We start from the raw sequence: 16,454 nt of genomic DNA, 5'->3' as shown, positions 1-16,454 counted from the left end.
CGTAAAGATACCAACTATATAAGTTATTGACGCTATTTTTTATATTGCCAGGCACGGTTTTATCTGCTGTAAGCATTGAATTCCAAGGGATCCCACCTAAAGCCAATGACAGATGGTCCACACATTTTCATTTCTTCCGTCTGTTGATGATCAGCTGGGAGACTAGGGCTCCGCATAAAAGGATAAGAAAGACCACTAGGTTGAGGCCTCCCGCTACCAGGCGTGCCTCATTAGGGTAAGCAATAGTGCGCTCTAATGCTGATTTTTTATAGTGGTGTTTTTCCCTGAAGGTTGGATCTATTGCTAAATCCAGAAGGGTGCGCATGCTGCGATATCTTACCACTGCGGCAGTAGACCAGTCACCTTCATAATCAACACCCCACTTTGCTGCAGTTGCGCCTAAAGCGTCCCCAAAAAAATCGGATAGCTCCCGCGCTTAATTAAGAAGTTCGTCACGTAATTATTATATTTTTTCGCGACCTCCTTTGAACTCATTGGTTTACTGTGATCTTTGGTTATAACAGGTTCGTCATAGTACTTGATAGCATTCAGAATAAAAATTGGTTCACCGCGATCCCGTTCAAGTAACTTCAAAAATTCTGATGGCGATTCATCGGGATTTAATTCTGCCAGCTTTTCGGAATAGTACTGTTTTTCTTCTGCGGAAAGAGGGTGTTCAAATGTTCCATGCCACCAGGAGAATAATAAAAAGAGTATTGACCAAAAGCTCCAGTTAATAATGGTTTGAATAGAATTTTTTAAATTTTTCATAAGCTATCATTTCTTAGATGTCGAAACGTAACCAATGATGGTTTTTTAGTTGAAACGGCAGTATTGGCTACTTAGGTCCAGTATATAGGGCTAGAAATGCTATGGAAAGTGGAGTTCTAAAAAGTCTCTCATGTTGAGGGTTTTTATCTTTACATATCTTTAACTTTAATGATCGCTTGGTTTATGAGGGCGGTAACAATAGCTGGGATTTTAATTTTCACTTTACAGAAGATTGGGTTTTGGAATGATAAGAGGGTATCAGTTACTTAAATCGCTTAGTTTTCCAGTTTGCAGCACTCTTTAGGAGGCTGGTTTCACATATTAATTTTGATTTTTGTAAAGATATGATTAGTTTGTTGATGTTTATGTTAAGTGATTTGTTGGTGGTTCAGCTTGGCCTTTTAAAACAATAAGTTGCTGGGTAGAAGGGTCGGAAACAACACTTATAAGTGTCCGCGTGAAAAGCTTTATCTTTTGGGTTGTTGAATTAATGTCACTCTCCATGACGGCTGAAAGGGTTCCGAAGATTTTTTTGACCTGATAAGCTAGATATAATTTTTCTATTCGTTATTAGCTTTTTATTTTTCACAGATAGAATGATTAGTGTAGGCAGACTCCAGGGAGTTGTGCACGTAATAGATATTTCTATCGTTGGTGCCAAACTGTGGACCGCTGGCATACTCGTGGTCGAATATGTCCTCGTAACTAAAACTGGGTAAGGGCTTATTTGTGTTTGATTGGGCTGAATCGCCTCGGCAATAAACTCTATAAACCTGTTCATAGTCAATGGGCTCCTTATTATTGTTTGACGTAGCATATCGAAGGGAACGTATCAGAGGGGCCAAATACGTTGAATTGCAATATTGAAGGAGTTGTCAGTTTATTTGGTGGATAAACTTCCTGAAGATTCACTTTCCCAGCTAGGAGAACTGTGGCAGCTCAAAAGTAAACTTGATGCTTTCGCTCCTTTTGAGCCTCCAAACTAAGCCAGATTAATTGAAGTGGTAGCTCTTTTAATACTTTCCGATAAATATCTTCGAGGGTATCAAAGTGGTCGGTCTCAACCCTTTCGTCCACTATGTGAATAGAGGTTTTTCAGGTCCTGGTTCGGTAACCACAATTCTGGTGGGCACAGTATTAATGAGAGCTGGGGCCAGGGTGTGTATTGGGCTAACGGCACAAAAGGCGACCTACCACTACGATGATAGCGGCTGTATTGAAAAAGGGGGTGAGCTACGGTACTTGGTGGCTTTGGGTTTCACTCTGCCATGTGTTAGCCGTCTCCTCTGCGAAACTTCGATAGCTTCGCGGCCCCTGCGGTAAAAGTGCGGCCTGAGCTTCAAGATCTTCCTGATTGATTGGGTGGCCATTTGTTTTGAACCAGCGATGCATGATCATAAGGTCGAAATCCAGCCACGGAGGCACCATGGTTTCGATGCTGTTGGCAAACTCTTCCGGCGTTAGGTCAGGGTAGATGACGGCGTGACCAAGTGCTATGGACCAGAGTGCAGCGGTTTCATTGCCGTTAGGGGCATCCAAACTCGACAAAAGAATTACTTCGTTCTTAGCCCTTATGTCTACGAGTGCTGTCGCTGCTGCGAGCGCAACATCACGGGTATCGATGCGTGCAACGGGGTGGGGCCCCAACGGCGTTGCATAAGCACCTGCAGTGATCACATCCTTCTGAACAAGATCATTCTGAGCGAAGTAGGTGGGCCGCAATATTGTATGCGCGATTCCGCTTGCTCGCAGCGCTGTTTCAATAGCGAATTTTCCACCCGCATGGGGAATCATCGGTGCGCGAACTGCAAGATCGCTCGATAGATAAACGATGTGCCTGGGGGGTGATTCAGCGGCGATCGCCAGTGTGGAGAGGCCTTGATGGGTCTCCATGGGACTATTTGCGATGAGTAGAAAGACACTCTCAACTCCCTTAAATGCGGACCTCAGGGTGGAAGGGTCGTCCATATCGGCAATGACTGTATCAATATCATCGGGGAGACTTGCGGCATAGGCAGTCGATCGTGTGGCGACCCGGATCTTTGCCCCACTTGCATACAAGATCGGAATGAGGGCCCGGCCGACGTTTCCTGAGCCGCCAAAGATAAGGACAGTCATCGATGTAATCCATTGATGCTCAGGGCCAGACTGCGTAAAAGAATGCGCGAAAAGGTTTGTCGGCGTGCCACCCTACCGGGGCATTCAATGGTACGAAGAAGCTGTCGCCGGCGTGGAAGGTCTCTTCGCTGTTTGACGTTGTGACCCGTACCGACCCCTCCAGCATACATATCAGCTCGCTCCGACTGAAATCTGTGATATCGCAACGACAAGGGCCGGATATTAATGTGCCGACCTGGATCCTGCCATCATCAGACTCGTATGCCAGATGCCGGGCTTGGTGTGGCTCTAGAGCGCTGAGACTGGTCTCTCTGCAGTCGTCTTCTGAAATATTTGGAAGCGGGCGCACGACTCTCAGCTTGGACGGATCAGTCTCTGCAGGATACTCATCATTGAATAAATTGATAAAGTACTTGCGGTAGTATACCGGCATGTCCCATGCGCAATTAAGGCCTTGCGGGAGGAAAAACGGTTCTCCAGCAGCGATAACTTCTTTGTGTCCTGTTTCGTCGATAATGCCGACGTGGCCCTCGATCAGAAGCATGAACTCAAAGAGTGGATAGGGATTGAGCTCTGTGCTGCTTCCGCCAGAGCAATCCCAGGTCCCAGTGCAGAGGCCGTTGCGCTCAAAGGCTTTATACCCTCGCTGGATAGGTGTCGGGCCGGTAAGAAAAGAGGGGGGATGACAGCCCAGGACTCAAGGCCTTCGCCACTTGGGTTGTGCGGGTCCAACTTGATTATGCTTTTCATGGCGTCTTTCTCGAGGGCTCGAGTTGGTGGCAGGAGCCGCGCGACTCGAGAAACAGTGAGCGGTTGGTGGTCGTCGGCGCGATTCACTAAGTATCTCTGTCGCAACTCATTTAGTAGTCTAAACCAACTTGGCGATAGATGTTGCTCTCTATAAATTGTGTCGGCCCGAGCCACCCTGCACAGTCTGGAGTAATGGGGGGTATAGGAAGAGTTGGCAAATACGCTGAATAGTAATATTCAAGAAGTAGCCAGTTTTTGGCCAGATAAACCTGTTGGAGTTTTACTGCCCCAGCCATGAAAACCGGGGCCTCTCAAGAGAATATTTTGAGCTTTCGCCCTTTTCGAGCCTCTAGGGGGTCGGATTAATTTAAGTAAGCAGCTCTTTTAATACTTCCCGATAAATATCTTTGAGGATATCCAGGTGGTCGGCCTCAACCCTTTCGTCCACTTTATGGATAGTGGCATTTACCGGTCCCAGTTCTACGACCTGGGCTCCGGTAGGGGCAATAAAGCGGCCATCGGAAGTGCCGCCGGCGGTTGATAGCTCCGTTTTTCCCCGGTGATCGTGAGAATTGCCTGCTGGGTTGCCTGAACCAGTGGGCCTGCGGCAGTGAGAAAAGGCAATCCGGATAATTTAAAATTCGCCTCGTACTTGAGGTTGTGCTTATCCAGGATTGCGCGGGCCCGAGTCTCAAGGTCTTCGGCGGTTAATTCAGTGGAAAAACGCCAGTTGCAGAGTAAATCCACTTCGCCGGGAATAACATTGGTTGCGCCGGTGCCGCCATTGATATTTGAAACCTGGAAGCTGGTTGCGGGGAAGAATTCGTTCCCCTGGTCCCACTCTTCGGCAGCGAGTTCAGCGAGAGCAGGGGCCAGAGTATGTATCGGATTCTCGGCTAGGTGAGGGTAGGCTACATGGCCTTGGGTGCCGAGAACTTTTAGTTCCAGGCCGAGTGAGCCCCTGCGCCCATTTTTGATGATATCGCCAACCCGTTCACTACTGGATGGCTCGCCGACGATACAGCAGTCAATCTTTTCTCCCTGTTCCTCGAGCCACTCGACAACCTTAACGGTACCGTTTGTTGCGGGGCCCTCTTCGTCGCTGGTGATCAGAAATGCTATGCGACCACTGTGGTCTGGGTGTGTCGCAACGAACTCCTCACAGGCAACCACCATGGCTGCCAGGGAACCCTTCATGTCCGCCGCACCGCGGCCATATAGAAAACCGTCGCGAATTTCAGGCTCGAAGGGCGGGCAGCTCCAGTTTTCTTCTGGGCCTGTGGGTACGACATCGGTGTGTCCGGCAAAGGCGAGTAGGGAGCCTTCACTAGAGCCATCGCGTACTGCCCAAAAATTATCGGTGTCACCTTTGCGCAATCTTGTTACCTGGAATCCTATTTTTTCCAGGCGCTGGATCATAAGGTCCATACACCCCGCATCTTCGGGGGTGACAGAGCGGCGGCGAATCAGGTCGAAAGCGAGTTGGAGGGTGGGAGTCACTTGGGCTTTCCTTGTTTAGGGAGATGGGCCGCAAAGAAGCGGCTAGAGGGGTGGGGTGCAGCGGTGCGGAACTGAAGTTCCGCACTGTGCAATTTTAATTGCTGTGTAGAGCTTCATTGAGCTCGATAGCACTCTTGTTGGTGAGACATTCCACTGCACCATTAGTGGAGTTGCGGCGGAAAAGTAAATCGGATTTTCCAGCCAGGTCTCTGGCCTTGATGTGCTCTACCAGCTTGCCGCTGTCATCCAGCAGGGCGATTTTGGTTCCAGCTGTAATGTAGAGCCCAGCCTCTACAGTGCAGCGGTCGCCTAAAGGAATGCCGATGCCGGCATTAGCGCCGAGCAGGCAGTTATCGCCTACCGAGATAACGATATTTCCGCCGCCGGAAAGCGTGCCCATGGTGGAGCTGCTGCCACCGAGATCGGAACCGGCGCCGACAAATACCCCGGCGGAAATACGGCCTTCAATCATGCCGGGCCCTTCGGTGCCAGCATTAAAGTTAACAAAGCCCTCGTGCATGATTGTGGTGCCTTCCCCCAGGTATGCGCCGAGGCGTACTCGAGCGGTGTGGGCGATACGAACCCCAGCCGGTACTACGTAGTTGGTCATCTTGGGGAATTTATCCACGCAGGAGACATCCAGGTACTCACCTTTGAGTCTTGCATCCAGTTGTCGCTGCGGTAATTCCTCGAGATCAATGGCTCCCTGGTTGGTCCAAGCGACATTGACCAGCTTGCCAAAAATACCGTCGAGTTTGGTCTCGTGGGGCTTTACCAGGCGGTGGGAGAGAAGATGTAGCTTTAAGTAGGCCTCGGGCACTGACTGCGGGGCTTCGTCAGTAGCCAAAATAACTACTGCGAGAGGTCTTTGGGAATTGGCAAATTGCTGCAGGATTTCCGCCTGGTCAGAGGCGCCTGCACCGTGGAGAGCATCGGCTAATTTCTGCAGCTGGGTGGAGTCCAGAGGCAGGCTGTGATTTCCCTCTGCCACGCCGAGAGTTTCAGTAACCGCGTTAGCGATTTCTGCGCTGGGTTTAAACAGGGGTTTGGGGTAATAAACTTCAAGCCAGTCGCCCTTGCTGTTACAGGTGCCGACACCAAAACCGATGCTGTAAATATTGCTCATGGTGGTTATCTCCTAATTCGACTAGCTTTGCAGTTGTTCGAAGGTCGCCTCTTTGAAACCGAAAAGGGTTTCCTTTGAGGTGGTGGTGACCGGGCGTTTGATTAAGGTAGGGGTCGCACTGGCCAGATCTAAGGCGAGTGCATTGTCCATTTCGTTTTTCTGTTCATCGCTCAGTTCACGCCAGCTCGTTGAGCGGCGATTTAGGACCTCTTGCCAGCCAAATTTATCCAGCCATGCTTGTAGGGGGACATCTTCCATGCCGTCTACGCGAAAATCGTGAAAGCGATAATCGACTCCATTTTTCTCCAGCCATTTGCGGGCTTTTTTTACGGTGTCACAGTTTTTAATGCCGTACAGAGTAATCACGGTTACGCCTTTTTGGTTTTCTTGGGGTTTTTACGGTTGGGGTAGCAGGTTGTGCAGATTTCACAGACGGTGCCGTCGCAGCTCCGCGCAGAGCAGAACTCGCGACCGTAGAAAATAATCTGCAGGTGCAATTTATTCCACTTGTCTCTTGGGAACAGCCGCTTCAGGTCTTTTTCCGTCTGGGTGACATTTTTGCCATTCGTCAGGCCCCAGCGCTGGGCCAATCTGTGAATGTGAGTATCGACGGGAAATGCCGGGTGCCCAAAAGCCTGTGACATAACCACGCTCGCCGTCTTGTGTCCAACCCCGGGCAGGGTCTCCAGCGCGGCCATATTCTCGGGCACTTCGCCGTGGTATTCGTTGATCAGGATCTGCGAGAGCTTGCTGATGGCTTTGGATTTTTGCGGTGAGAGGCCACAGGGGCGAATGACTTTTTGGATCTCCTCTACTGGGACCTGCGCCATATCGCTGGGGTTGTCTGCCAGCTGCCAGAGCGCAGGGGTTATCTGGTTGACACGCTCATCGGTGCACTGCGCGGATAGGAGTACCGCAACCAACAGGGTATAGGAGTCTTTGTGATCGAGAGGAACGGGAGTTTCCGGGTAGAGTTCCTCCAGGCGCTGCAAAATATAAGTAACGCGCTCTTGCTTGAGTAGATTTTTTACTGCCATTGTTAAGATATGCCTGGGCGTGAAGTTCCTGTATGTGCTCGAGTTGTCAGTTGTTCTTGAAAAGTGGGTTGGCCTTACCTGCAAAATGCCTTTATGCGGTGTGCAGCTTCGATGCACTCTTGCAGTGTTGCTACCAGTGCCAGGCGCACATACTCGCGACCGGGGTTCAAGCCGATGCTATCGCGGGCGAGAAATGCACCGGGAAGTACCGTGATATTTTGCGCCTCGTAGAGTTCCCTGGCAAAACGCTCACCATCCCCGACCTTGGGCCACAGATAAAAGCTTGCCTGTGGCTGTTGTACCTCTAGGCAGCCGTCGAGAATTTCGAGAACTGAAGAAAACTTTTCACTGTAAAGCGCGCGATTCTGGCGGACGTGTTCCTCATCCTGCCAGGCTGCGATCGAAGCATATTGATTGGGCAGCGGCATGGGGCAGCCGTGGTAAGTTCGATAGAGCAAAAACTTTTTCAGCAGATCGGCATCACCGGCGACGAAGCCCGAACGAAGCCCGGGTAAGTTCGAGCGCTTTGATAGGCTGTGGAATACTACACAGCGGCGAAAGTCTGTTCGCCCCATTTCCTCGCAGGCCTGTAATAGTCCTACCGGCGGTGATGACTCGTCAAAATAAAGCTCCGAATAACACTCATCGGAGGCGATGGTGAAATCGTAGCGGTCTGCCTTCTCTATCAGCTGTTTAAAACCTTCAGCTTCGAGAAGAGCGCCGGTGGGGTTGCTGGGAGAGCAGAGGTAAAGCAATTCGCATTGCTGCCAAACCGATTCCGGAACCGAGGTGAAATCTGGTTTGAATTGGTTTTCTGCCACACAGTTAATAAAGTGCGGCTGCGCCCCGGCGAGAAGGGCCGCGCCCTCATAGATCTGGTAGAAGGGATTGGGCATCAGGACTTTGCTGCCTGCGGAAACGGTCGCCTGGGCGAATGCAAAAAGTGCTTCCCGGGTCCCGTTCACCGGCAGCACCTGGCTATCTGCGCTCACATTGGAGAGCTGAAAACGCTGGCTCAGCCAATTGGCGATCGCCTGCCGCAGGGGCTCGATTCCCTTGGTCAGTGGGTAGGCGGCAAGCTTGTCCAGGTGTCGAACTAGTTCTGCACTGACAAACTCCGGTGGCGCATGCTTGGGCTCACCGATGGACAGTGCAATATGCGGTTTGTCCGCCGCTTGGAGGCCCTCTTTCAGGGCTTGCAGCTTGGTGAATGGGTAGGGCTGCAGCTGTTCCAGATTTGGGTTCATGGTCGTGAGCGGGCCTCGGGCGTTTTTTCGGTTAGGCGTCTTGGTTGTTCAGTTCCAGGCAAATGGCTTTTTCCAGTGCGCCGTTGGCCTCGATGTCGGTAAGTGGTGATCCCTCGGCGTCGGTAATATGAAAAATATCTTCGACTCGTTCGCCGAGTGTCGAAATTTTTGCATTGTGCAGGCGCAGATCGTGGGAAATAAAAATTCGCGCGATGCGGGCCAGCAAGCCGGGTCTATCGGCACTGGTAATTTCCAGGGTGCTGTAATGATCGCCGGGCTCAGTGGAGAGATGAGCCTGGCTCTTCAATTCAAACATTTTAAGGCGGCGGGGCGTACGTCGCTGAATGATCTTTGAGTAGTCCTCAACCAGGGCCAATTCCTGCTGTAGCGTGTCGCGAATCTGCGCTAGGCGCTGGGGTTCGTCCAGTAGCGGTTGGCCTGCTTCATCCAGCACGTAAAAAGTATCCAGCGTATAACCGGAGGCAGAATTGTACAGGCGCGCATCGTGAACGTTCAGGTTGAGCATATCCAGCCCGGTAACCGCTGCGGCAAATACGTTGGCTCTATCAGGCGTGTAGACAAAAACTTGGGTAGCGCCATCGTGCTCGCCGGGCCCCGAGTTTCGCGTTAAAACCAGGGTGTCTTTTTGGCTGGTGTCGGGGCTGCTGTGCAGATCGTGGATGGCCGAAGTGTGCCAGGTGATATTGTCAGCGGTCTCGCGAACAAAATAATCATCCCCCATTTGCGCCCAGATATTTTCCACCGAAACTTGCGGAAGTCCCATAGCGTCCAGTTTTTCCATTGCCTGGCAGCGGGTTTCCTCGATAATTTCTTCTCGGTCGATAGGGTTTTCCAGGCCTCGGCGCAGGGCGTGCCGGGTGGCCTGGTAGAGCTGGCGCATCAAGCTGGCCCGCCAGCTGTTCCAGAGTTCCGGGTTGGTGGCATTGATATCTGCGACTGTGAGGGCGTACAGGTAGTCCAGGTGTTCGCGGTCACCCATCTCGCGGGCGAAAGCGTGCACGACTTCGGGATCACTGATGTCCTGCTTCTGTGAAACCTGGCTCATCAATAGATGCTTTTCTACAAGCCAGCAAACCAGACGCCGGTCGCGGGCGGGCAGGTGGTGGCGCTGGCAGAATTCCGCTGCATCCACAACTCCCAGCTTGGAGTGGTCGCCACCGCGCCCTTTGGCGATATCGTGGTAGAGACCGGCGATATACAGCAGTTCCGGTTGGCGCATGCGCTCGAGAATTTCCGCTGCAATCGGGAATTTTTCCCGCGCCTCGGGGCTCCGGAAGCAGCGCATATTGCGCACAACTTGCAAGGTGTGGGCATCCACGGTGTAGATATGGAATAAGTCGTGCTGCATTTGCCCGGTTACCTGCCCAAATTCTGGTAGGTATCGCCCGAGAATGCGGTAGCGGGTCATTCGGGATAGCTGGGTCGACAATCCCCTGGGTGAGTGAAGCAGCTGCATAAACAACTGGGTATTTTTCGGATCTGCGCGGAACTCGTCGTCGATCAGGTGTCGGTGCTCGCGAATCAGGCGGATGGTGGAGGCCCGTACCCCGCTAATATCCGGGTTGTTGGCCATCAGCACGAAGATCTCGAGCAGGGCCGAGGGCTCCTGGTTAAATACCTGGGCGTGGGTAACCTCAATATTGCCGTCGCGCAGCTGGAATCGCTCATTTAGCGGAATGACCAGCTGGCTGCCTTTGCGCTGAAGGATGGCTTCGCCGAGATATTGGAGAAGTACATCGTTCAATTCCTGCAGTGCCATCACGATGCGGTAGTAGTTGTGCATAAACTGCTCAACGGCGAGCTGGGTGTCGCTATCCACATAACCGAATTGCTTCGCCAGTTCTCTTTGGTAGTCAAACAGCAGTCGCTCTTCCGCGCGGCCGGCGAGCAGGTGCAAGCCGTAGCGCACACGCCAGAGGAAGGTTTCCCCGGACTGTAATATGGCGAACTCTTCCTCGGTAAAAAATGCCTTGCCTTGCAGTTGCTTCAGGGTGCGCACTTGGAAAAAATATTTGGCAACCCAGGCAATTGTCTGGATATCCCGCAGGCCCCCGGGAGAGTTCTTAATATTGGGCTCGAGAATATATTCAGCAGCCTGCTGATTGCTGTGCCGCTTTTTCTGTTCGGCGAGCTTGGCCTTGAAGAATTCTTCGGTGGGCCAGAGCCTTTTGTGTTCCATTTGTGCAGTTAGCTGCTCGCCAACAGTACTGTCGCCGACAACTGTGCGGGACTCAGTGAGGTTGGTGGCCACGGTGATGTCCTTCGCGGCCAACTCCAGGCACTCCGCGATATTTCGTACAGAGTGGCCGATATCCAAGCCCAGGTCCCATAAAAAGGCCACCAGGCGCTCTATATTGTCGATGGTATCCGGGGCAGGGTGATCGCTGGAGAGGATGAGTAAATCGATATCGGAGTGGGGGTGCAGCTCTCCGCGCCCGTAGCCGCCCACAGCGAGAAGCCCTATATCGTCTCTCCACTCGAACTGGTGCCAGGCGTAATGCAGAAGGCAGTCTATAAACAAGGCTCGCTCGTGTACCAGCGTGACAACGTCCTCTCCCTCGCGAAAACGCTCTGCCATTTGCCGTTCGGCTGCGCCGACAGCATCTTTGAATATCTCCAGAGTGGGTTTGTCGCCGGAGCTTAAATCCCTGCGAAAACGGGACTGATCAAAGAAAAACAGGGGGCGTTCAAAATAGGGAGGGCTGACCGGCTGCATGGGAAGTCCGTTTGGCTCTTGGGCTGCCGCAGGTGGGGAGCGGCTTGGGTTCGGTTTGCGGAGATCCGCTACTGTAGTGCCGCGAGTAATGCACTTATTCCTCGCGGCCCGTCAGTACGGCTTTAGAAGTTCTCCTCGCTGCGCGCTGTGAGCACTTCTACACCGTCGCTAGTCACTGCCATGGTGTGTTCCCATTGAGCGGAGAGGCGGCGGTCCTTGGTTACTGCAGTCCAGCCATCTCCCAACACTCGTGTGGCCGCTTTGCCTGCGTTAATCATGGGTTCAATGGTGAAGGTCATGCCCTCTTTGAGTACTTCACCAGTTCCCGGCTGACCGTAGTGAAGAATTTGTGGGTCTTCATGGAAGACGTCGCCGATGCCGTGTCCGCAGAAGTCGCGTACCACTGAGTAATAGTTTTTCTCAGCGTGCTGCTGGATGACGTGGCCAATATCGCCGAGGGTAGTGCCGGGGCGGACAATTTCGATGGCTTTGTACATGCACTCCTGGGTGATTTGTACCAGGCGTTCAGCGTGGGCGGCGGGCTTGCCGGCAAAGAACATCTTGCTGGTGTCACCGTACCAGCCATCTTTGATAACGGTAACATCGATATTAATGATGTCGCCCTTCTTGAGAATTTTGCTCTCGGAGGGGATACCGTGACACACCACTTCGTTGACGGAAGTGCATATAGATTTTGGGAAGCCGCGATAACCGAGGCAGGCCGGGATCGCTTTCTGTACCTTCACGATGTGTTCGTGGCAGCGTCGATCCAGTTCTTCGGTAGTGACTCCTGGAACGACATACTCGCCAATCATTTCCAGCACCTCTGCGGCGAGGCGGCCTGCGGTGCGCATCTTGGCGATTTGTTCTGGGGTCTTAATGGCTGAGGTCATGCGTATCCTTTGTTTCTGGGTTGGGGCGGGTAGCGCCCAAGAGGCGGGCTATTGTAGCGGATTGCTGGCTGTAGGACACATTTTGCCGCTATTAGCGCAAGGATGGCTCAGGCGTCCCGCCAACAGCATTGAGGCGTGATCATTTGCGCGAAATCGGTGCCAATTCTTCACTATGGGGTGCACTTGTGGTATAAAGCGCGCCGCCTGGGGATACTCCCTGGGCGAGTAAAAGCCGCACACGCATCGACACATGTGTCTGGGTGCCCTGAAAGGGGTTGACGCATGGGATACGTGGAGGACTAACCCGTATATATAGAGGTTTATTATGCCGCAAGTAAGTATGCGCGATATGCTGCAGGCTGGTGTTCACTTTGGTCACCAGACCCGCTACTGGAACCCGAAGATGGGTCAATTCATCTTTGGTGCCCGCAACAAGATTCACATCATCAACCTTGAGCACACTGTACCGGCTTTCAACGAAGCCCTGCAGATCATCAAGGGCATGACTGCTCAAAAGAAAAAGATTATGTTTGTTGGCACCAAGCGTGCTGCACAGAAGTCTATCAAAGAGCAGGCAGAGCGTTGTGGCCAGCCTTACGTCAGCAACCGCTGGCTGGGTGGTATGCTCACCAACTACAAAACCATCCGCGCTTCCATCAAGCGTTTCCGTGAGCTGGAAGCCCAGTCTCAGGACGGTACTTTCGAGAAGCTGACCAAGAAAGAAGCCCTGATGCGTACCCGTGCCATGGATAAGCTTGAGCGCTCCATCGGTGGTATCAAGGATATGGGTGGCCTGCCTGACGCGATCTTCGTAATCGACGTTGAGCATGAGCGCATCGCTATCCAGGAAGCTAACAAGCTGGGTATCCCCGTAATTGGTGTTGTCGACACCAACAGCGATCCCGCTGGTGTTGATTACGTGATCCCCGGTAACGACGACGCTATCCGCGCAATCAAGCTGTACACCACAGCTGTAGCCGACGCAGTACTTGCCGGCGCTGCAGAAGCTGGTAACACCGTTGCAAAGGACGAGTACGTCGAAGCTAACGATGACGAAGCCGCTGCAGAGTAATTTGCAGGGCTAAGTGGTGTAACACAATAGTTTTACACTGCGAACTCAAAAAGGGGCCCGAATTACGGCCCCTTTTTTCTAATTATTAGTGACAGAACCCCGAGGATTGAATCATGGCGATTACCGCGTCTATGGTAAAAGAACTGCGCGAGCGTACCGGCCTGCCAATGATGGAGTGTAAAAAAGCTCTGACGGCTGCTGATGGTGACATCGAAAAGGCGATTGAAGACCTGCGCAAAGCCTCCGGCCTGAAGGCCGCTAAGAAAGCTGGCCGCACCGCTGCTGACGGCGTTGTTGCCGCTAAAGTTGCAGAAGACGGCAGCTACGGCGTACTGGTTGAAGTGAACTCCGAGACTGACTTCGTTGCTCGCGATGAAAACTTCCAGGCGTTTGTTGCCAAGGTTGTGGAGAAGGCATTTGCCGATCGCCAGCAAGACGTAGCTGCCCTGATGGAAGGCGAGCTGGAAACTGCTCGTGAAGCACTGGTTCAGAAAATCGGTGAGAACATCGGCGTGCGTCGTATCGAGCTGGTTGAAGCTCCAGTTGTAGGTGCTTACGTTCACTCCAACAACCGCATCGCTGCCCTGGTAGCTCTGAGCGGTGGAGAGATCGAGCTGGCTAAAGATGTTGCCATGCACGTGACTGCGGTTAACCCGCAGGTGAACAAGCCGGAAGATATGCCTGCTGACGTTCTGGAAAAAGAAAAGGACATCATCAAGGCTCAGCCGGATATGGAAGGCAAGCCGGCTGAAATCGTAGAGAAAATGATGGGTGGCCGTATCAAGAAGTTCCTGAAAGAGAACAGCTTGGTAGAGCAGCCTTTCGTTAAGAACCCGGACGTAAGCATTGGCAAACTGGTTAAAGATGCCGGTGCCGATGTGGTTTCCTTTGTTCGCTACGAAGTGGGTGAAGGTATCGAGAAGGAAGAGGTGGATTTCGCAGCGGAAGTTGCGGCCCAGGTTAAATCCTCTTCTTAATCGCATATTATTGGGTGCCCTCGGGCACTCAATCGCAGTGGGGTGCTTCCGCTGGGGTTTCTTACCTACAGCGGAGCACCCCTCTGTGTAAATGACTGAAATTGTTGTAATGTTCAGCGGCAAGGCCTGGCCACTAACAGGTACATTGAAGGGGACTAACGAATGCCCGGTATTAAAGACCGCAAGTATAAGAGAATTTTGTTAAAGCTCAGCGGCGAAGAGCTGATGGGTGATCAGGGTTTCGGTATCAGTCCCAAGGTGCTGGACAAAATGGCCCTGGAAATTGGGCAGCTGGTTGGTATCGGGGTCCAGGTGGGCCTGGTTGTTGGCGGTGGTAACCTGTTCCGTGGCGCTGCGCTGAGTGCGGCCGGCCTCGATCGTGTTACTGGTGACCACATGGGGATGCTCGCTACGGTGATGAATGCCCTGGCGCTGCGCGATGCCCTGGAAAGATCTGACATCTCCTCGAGAGTGATGTCCTCGATTCAAATGAGCGGTATTGTCGATCACTACGATCGCCGTGCGGCTATTCGCTACCTGGAGCGTGGCGAAGTTCTGATTTTTGCTGCCGGTACCGGCAACCCTTTCTTTACCACTGATTCTGCAGCTTGCCTGCGTGGTATCGAAATTGAGGCTGAGCTGGTTCTGAAGGCCACCAAGGTCGATGGCGTCTACTCTGCCGATCCCAAGCTCGACCCGACAGCAACTCGCTATGACCAGTTGACTTACGATGAGGTTCTCGACAAGAAGCTCGGCGTGATGGATTTGACCGCTATCTGCCTGTGTCGCGAGCACAATATGCCTGTACGTGTATTCCGCATGGATAAGAGCGGGGCGCTGTTGAATATTGTGGTTGGCGGCGTGGAAGGCACCTTAATTGAAGAGGAAGTGAAATCGTGATTGAAGATATAAAAACAGACGCGAAAGCTCGTATGGGTAAGGCACTTGATGCCCTGGCTGGAAATTTCAACAAGATTCGCACCGGCCGTGCACACCCGAGTATTCTCGATGGCATCCACGTCTCCTATTACGGTTCTGATACTCCGTTATCTCAGGTTGCCAATGTTACTGTTGAGGATGCGCGCACTCTTTCCGTAACTCCCTGGGAGAAAAATCTGGTCCCGGATATCGAAAAGGCCATTATGAAGTCCGATTTGGGCCTCAATCCCAGCACAGCTGGTGCGGTTATCCGTATTCCAATGCCTATGCTTACCGAAGAAACTCGCAAAAACTTCACTCGCCAGGCAAAGAGTGAGGCAGAGACAGCGCGGGTTTCCATTCGCAATATTCGTCGCGATGCGCTGGCGGACGTGAAGTCATTGGTCAAGGATAAGGAAATTTCTGAGGACGATGAGCGCCGCGCAAGTGACGACATTCAGAAAATTACCGATCAGTTTGTCGCTGATGTGGACAAAGCACTGGCAGCGAAAGAAAAAGACCTGATGGAAATTTAATGAGCATCGGTGGTACCGAGCTACATGCTCCCGGCCCACGTCACATCGCCATTATTATGGATGGCAATGGGCGCTGGGCTGCCCGCAAGGGCCTTTCCCCTTCAGCCGGCCACAAGGCCGGTGTCGAGCGTATCCGCGACCTGCTTTCAGCTTGTAAAACTCGCGGCGTTAAAGCGCTTACTCTGTTCGCCTTCTCCAGCGAGAATTGGCAGCGCCCCCGAAGGAGGTCGAGCTGCTGATGAGCCTGTTTAACTCCTATTTGCGCAAAGAGGCCCGACGGATGCGGGAGGAGGGGGTTCGCCTGAGAGTTATTGGTCGACGGGACCGATTCTCTCCTCGCTTGCAGCGCGCTATAGCCGAAGCGGAAGATATCACCCGCGCAGGGACTGAGGGCGACCTGATAATTGCTACTGATTACGGCGGGCGCTGGGATATTGCCCAGGCGGCCCGTAGATTGGCTCAAGAGGTTGCCGATGGCACACGCTCCCCAGAGTCGATTACTGAGGATGAACTTGGCAAATACGTACAGCTTCAAGATCTGCCGCCGGTAGACCTTTTGATCCGCTCCAGCGGTGAGCAGCGTATTAGCAACTTTATCCTCTGGCAGGCCGCTTACAGTGAATTCTATTTTACTGATACGCTTTGGCCCGACTTTGACGAAGCCGAGCTGGATAAGGCTATCGCAGAATATGAGTTACGTGATCGCCGCTTCGGCGGTCGCGCCGAGGGGGATGACGCGATCGCTCAGGCGTGATCCGGGCAAGTCTGCGGC

At 52.5% G+C, this 16,454-nt stretch carries 13 protein-coding genes and 2 pseudogenes; 5 read left to right on the top strand and 10 right to left on the bottom strand.

The window, feature by feature from the left end; translation table 11 throughout:
* Positions 1 to 399: 399 nt before the first annotated feature.
* From P0078_RS06750 to map, 10 genes and pseudogenes are all read right to left on the bottom strand, one after another.
* Positions 400 to 771, bottom strand: coding sequence for a hypothetical protein (locus tag P0078_RS06750; protein WP_282933684.1), 372 nt, complete (start codon positions 769 to 771; stop codon positions 400 to 402).
* A gap of 1,233 nt (positions 772 to 2,004) precedes the next feature.
* Positions 2,005 to 2,889 carry an SDR family oxidoreductase gene (locus P0078_RS06745; RefSeq protein ID WP_282933683.1) on the bottom strand — a complete coding sequence of 295 codons (885 nt, stop codon included), beginning with the start codon at positions 2,887 to 2,889 and terminating at the stop codon, positions 2,005 to 2,007.
* Positions 2,890 to 2,908: 19 nt separating this feature from the next.
* The gene (locus tag P0078_RS06740; protein WP_282934564.1) at positions 2,909 to 3,541 is read right to left on the bottom strand and encodes a cupin domain-containing protein; all 633 of its coding nucleotides are present in this window, start codon (positions 3,539 to 3,541) and stop codon (positions 2,909 to 2,911) included.
* Between the two features lie 465 nt (positions 3,542 to 4,006).
* Positions 4,007 to 5,139: pseudogene (gene dapE / locus P0078_RS06735) on the bottom strand (succinyl-diaminopimelate desuccinylase).
* Positions 5,140 to 5,233: 94 nt separating this feature from the next.
* On the bottom strand, positions 5,234 to 6,265 hold the full coding sequence (dapD, locus tag P0078_RS06730; protein WP_282933682.1) for a 2,3,4,5-tetrahydropyridine-2,6-dicarboxylate N-succinyltransferase: 1,032 nt from the start codon (positions 6,263 to 6,265) through the stop codon (positions 5,234 to 5,236).
* 21 nt (positions 6,266 to 6,286) lie between these two features.
* Positions 6,287 to 6,631, bottom strand: a complete 345-nt coding sequence (locus tag P0078_RS06725; protein WP_108734022.1) for an ArsC family reductase — start codon at positions 6,629 to 6,631, stop codon at positions 6,287 to 6,289.
* 2 nt (positions 6,632 to 6,633) lie between these two features.
* Complete coding sequence (gene nth / locus P0078_RS06720; protein ID WP_282933681.1) at positions 6,634 to 7,302, bottom strand: endonuclease III; 669 nt, start codon at positions 7,300 to 7,302, stop codon at positions 6,634 to 6,636.
* Positions 7,303 to 7,376: 74 nt separating this feature from the next.
* Positions 7,377 to 8,549, bottom strand: a complete 1,173-nt coding sequence (gene dapC / locus P0078_RS06715; RefSeq protein WP_282933680.1) for a succinyldiaminopimelate transaminase — start codon at positions 8,547 to 8,549, stop codon at positions 7,377 to 7,379.
* A 31-nt stretch (positions 8,550 to 8,580) separates the two neighbouring features.
* Entirely contained in the window at positions 8,581 to 11,286 is a 2,706-nt protein-coding gene (locus P0078_RS06710; protein ID WP_282933679.1) for a [protein-PII] uridylyltransferase, read from the bottom strand.
* A gap of 122 nt (positions 11,287 to 11,408) precedes the next feature.
* The gene (gene map / locus P0078_RS06705) at positions 11,409 to 12,179 is read right to left on the bottom strand and encodes a type I methionyl aminopeptidase (protein WP_282933678.1); all 771 of its coding nucleotides are present in this window, start codon (positions 12,177 to 12,179) and stop codon (positions 11,409 to 11,411) included.
* Between the two features lie 325 nt (positions 12,180 to 12,504).
* Between map and rpsB the strand changes: the two genes are divergently transcribed.
* From rpsB to uppS, 5 genes and pseudogenes are all read left to right on the top strand, one after another.
* The gene (gene rpsB / locus P0078_RS06700; protein WP_282933677.1) at positions 12,505 to 13,251 is read left to right on the top strand and encodes a 30S ribosomal protein S2; all 747 of its coding nucleotides are present in this window, start codon (positions 12,505 to 12,507) and stop codon (positions 13,249 to 13,251) included.
* Positions 13,252 to 13,364: 113 nt separating this feature from the next.
* On the top strand, positions 13,365 to 14,228 hold the full coding sequence (gene tsf, locus P0078_RS06695; RefSeq protein ID WP_282933676.1) for a translation elongation factor Ts: 864 nt from the start codon (positions 13,365 to 13,367) through the stop codon (positions 14,226 to 14,228).
* Between the two features lie 162 nt (positions 14,229 to 14,390).
* The gene (gene pyrH / locus P0078_RS06690; protein WP_282933675.1) at positions 14,391 to 15,128 is read left to right on the top strand and encodes a UMP kinase; all 738 of its coding nucleotides are present in this window, start codon (positions 14,391 to 14,393) and stop codon (positions 15,126 to 15,128) included.
* Positions 15,125 to 15,682 (top strand): ribosome recycling factor, encoded by a 558-nt coding sequence (frr, locus tag P0078_RS06685; protein WP_282933674.1) that lies wholly within the window; start codon positions 15,125 to 15,127, stop codon positions 15,680 to 15,682. The genes pyrH and frr overlap by 4 nt, the downstream gene beginning before the upstream one ends.
* Positions 15,682 to 16,436 (top strand): annotated as a pseudogene (gene uppS, locus P0078_RS06680) (polyprenyl diphosphate synthase). Before frr ends, uppS begins: the two are co-directional and overlap by 1 nt.
* The last annotated feature ends 18 nt before the right edge of the window (positions 16,437 to 16,454 follow it).

It is taken from the genome of Microbulbifer sp. VAAF005 (assembly GCF_030012985.1).
GTDB lineage: Bacteria > Pseudomonadota > Gammaproteobacteria > Pseudomonadales > Cellvibrionaceae > Microbulbifer.
This window is presented reverse-complemented; position numbering and strand designations above follow the sequence as displayed.

What these genes read in the sequence shown, in the direction of transcription:
- pyrH (WP_282933675.1), top strand. Translation starts at nt 14,391, where the DNA reads ATGCCCGGTATTAAAGACCGCAAGTATAAGAGAATTTTGTTAAAGCTC.
- map (WP_282933678.1), bottom strand. Translation starts at nt 12,179, where the DNA reads ATGACCTCAGCCATTAAGACCCCAGAACAAATCGCCAAGATGCGCACC.
- P0078_RS06750 (WP_282933684.1), bottom strand. Translation starts at nt 771, where the DNA reads ATGAAAAATTTAAAAAATTCTATTCAAACCATTATTAACTGGAGCTTT.
- tsf (WP_282933676.1), top strand. Translation starts at nt 13,365, where the DNA reads ATGGCGATTACCGCGTCTATGGTAAAAGAACTGCGCGAGCGTACCGGC.
- dapC (WP_282933680.1), bottom strand. Translation starts at nt 8,549, where the DNA reads ATGAACCCAAATCTGGAACAGCTGCAGCCCTACCCATTCACCAAGCTG.
- dapD (WP_282933682.1), bottom strand. Translation starts at nt 6,265, where the DNA reads ATGAGCAATATTTACAGCATCGGTTTTGGTGTCGGCACCTGTAACAGC.
- nth (WP_282933681.1), bottom strand. Translation starts at nt 7,302, where the DNA reads ATGGCAGTAAAAAATCTACTCAAGCAAGAGCGCGTTACTTATATTTTG.
- rpsB (WP_282933677.1), top strand. Translation starts at nt 12,505, where the DNA reads ATGCCGCAAGTAAGTATGCGCGATATGCTGCAGGCTGGTGTTCACTTT.
- P0078_RS06710 (WP_282933679.1), bottom strand. Translation starts at nt 11,286, where the DNA reads ATGCAGCCGGTCAGCCCTCCCTATTTTGAACGCCCCCTGTTTTTCTTT.
- P0078_RS06745 (WP_282933683.1), bottom strand. Translation starts at nt 2,889, where the DNA reads ATGACTGTCCTTATCTTTGGCGGCTCAGGAAACGTCGGCCGGGCCCTC.